At 31.7% G+C, this 2,240-nt stretch carries 3 protein-coding genes; all 3 read right to left on the reverse strand.

Features of this window, described 5'->3' with window-relative positions; translation table 11 throughout:
- Window positions 1-3 precede the first annotated feature (3 nt).
- Complete coding sequence (locus tag ACT3TU_RS13985; protein WP_444784512.1) at window positions 4-768, reverse strand: hypothetical protein; 765 nt, start codon at window positions 766-768, stop codon at window positions 4-6.
- A gap of 389 nt (window positions 769-1,157) precedes the next feature.
- Entirely contained in the window at window positions 1,158-1,658 is a 501-nt protein-coding gene (locus ACT3TU_RS13990) for a hypothetical protein (RefSeq protein WP_192529806.1), read from the reverse strand.
- Between the two features lie 11 nt (window positions 1,659-1,669).
- Window positions 1,670-2,240, reverse strand: a 571-nt coding sequence (locus ACT3TU_RS13995; protein WP_444784513.1) for a M15 family metallopeptidase, incomplete at its 5' end; no start/stop codon positions are given.

The raw sequence follows: 2,240 nt of genomic DNA on the forward strand, positions 1-2,240 counted from the left end.
AATCTATTTCAAGTTTGAAATTTCAAATATATTGTGGATGCTTTTGAAAACAACTCTGTTCCCACTCACACTATAGTTACCAGTAAATGGATCTTCCATCTCTCTCTTATACTCTCCTTGATATACAAGACTACAGTCTTCAGGTGCATTGGCACCGCATGTTTCAATAGTAACTTGGTTATTTTTAGTTATTATAATAGTGCCTGTTAAAAAATTGCTACCAAAGCTAAAGTGTTTTTTTCCGTAAAAGCTAGGAATACTTGAAATTCCATTTTCTATTTCTTTATAATATCTTGATTTTTTATAATTTTCGTTGTTTTTATAGTATTTATAAGCATAATACATGTCTTCATCTTCGTAAGAGTCTGGAGAATAAATATTCGAAACCATTGGGTTTTCAGTAATTATCTTTACCTCACATTCTTTGTTGCGTTGAGTGATATATAAATTTTTTATTAAATTATTTTCTATCAATAGGGTGTCAAAATTATTACAGTTATGCTGTTGTAGCTCAAAAGAGTATGAGTGGTAGATTCCAGAATTATTAAAAAGTATGGCTGTATAAGTAGGGGATGACCCAGAGACTGAAGGAATGATTAATAGACCTTCATCTGAATCATTTTTTCTGAAAATACCTGTCTTCTTCATTGCGCTTTCTAGGTTTTCACCATAAGCATGATTAAAATCTACCTCTATATACTTATCTTTATAAGTATCATTAATCTTAAGACTAACATATGAATCAAAATCAATGAGCTTCAATGTCATATATATTATTTAGACTGAGCTCAACTAATTTATATTCACTATTGTAATAAATATCAGAAACCTGTTTATAATACGTATCTTCATATTCTCGATTGACAGAACTGAAGCTATCTAACCTTATCAGAAAAGTACTTTCTTTATCATAGGAACATGATGTTAGTGTTAATAAGTTTAGTAAAATAATAATTCGAATAATCATAAATATATTCTTTTATAAGTACGTGATATAATCAGTTCGAAATAAAATTGAGAAGTCAATACCGTCGCACTACTAGTATGAATTTTACTGGCGTGCTGTGTCTACGCTGACAGAGGCTGTGAAAAATATATCCCAGCAGTACTATATCGCTTTTGAATTGACTCGATTATAACTATTGTTAGTAAATTTATTACTTACAAGTAGAGACTACTGTTAAATTAAACTCTTGTTTATATCTATTAAAGTCGTCTTTTAAAATAGATTTGGTTCTTTGTGAGTCGTCAATGTTATTATCATAGCTTATACTTTTCTTAGTTACTGGTCCATTTTCTTTTGAAAAGAATAGGTTTCTTTGTAAACTTACTAATACTTGATTATCTCTGAAAATAAATAAGTCTTCATATCCTCCAAAACCAGACTCGTTATAGAGTGTAACTAACGAGAGACATTTCCCGTTATCCAGCTTAAATACCTCAACTGTTTGATTAATAATGGGTCCATCGTTAGGAGTTGCTTCAAAGCTATCATTCAGCGTTTGTATAGGTCTAGATCCTGGGTTAACTTCAATACCAGAGACAAATTGATTGATAACTTCATTGGTTAACTTTTCAGTATTTGTGCTGGTGTTTATACAAGCAGAGCCTAACAGAGCAAAGATAGGTATAGCTATTAATTTTGTTACTTTATTCATAATATGTCTCTTCAGTCAAATGTAAGGTTTTTATAATTTTCAATACCTATGTTTATTAGTATGGGTCTTAGGTCTTTCCAGGTTTTACCATTAGGTTTTAATTCAAAGTGAGGATAGTCTTTAGTCTTTGTCCAGTTTCCACCCCATTCTAAACCCAAACTTACGCCAATAGGACCCAGTTTTTTACTATGTGTTATGGAGAGATTATTCATAGCTCTAGATTTGCCACCATCACGAGTATAAGTTATTTCACCATTGGTAACTGATACTATATCTATTGCTAATCCATATTGATGATAGCTTTGCATAGGACCCGCATTAGTATTTGCACCAGGTATTTCACCTTGTTTTTTAGGGCTACGGTATGCATCTGTTATCATCCAGTTAAGACCTGTTTTCTGATAACCTTCGTTAATTAATTTAATAACATAGGGGCGCATAATTGGGTGTAGACTATTTATATTATCTAGTGTTCTCTTATAATGCTTATCACCTCCACACGCTAAGGGGTTAAGTTTTAAACTATCAGCTGGTTGAGTAGGTAGCTGTACGACTTGAGAGCAAGTAGGTGTGAATTTTCTA

Origin of the sequence: Psychrobacter sp. AOP3-A1-26 (assembly GCF_052378235.1) — a bacterium.
Taxonomy (GTDB): Bacteria; Pseudomonadota; Gammaproteobacteria; order Pseudomonadales; family Moraxellaceae; genus Psychrobacter.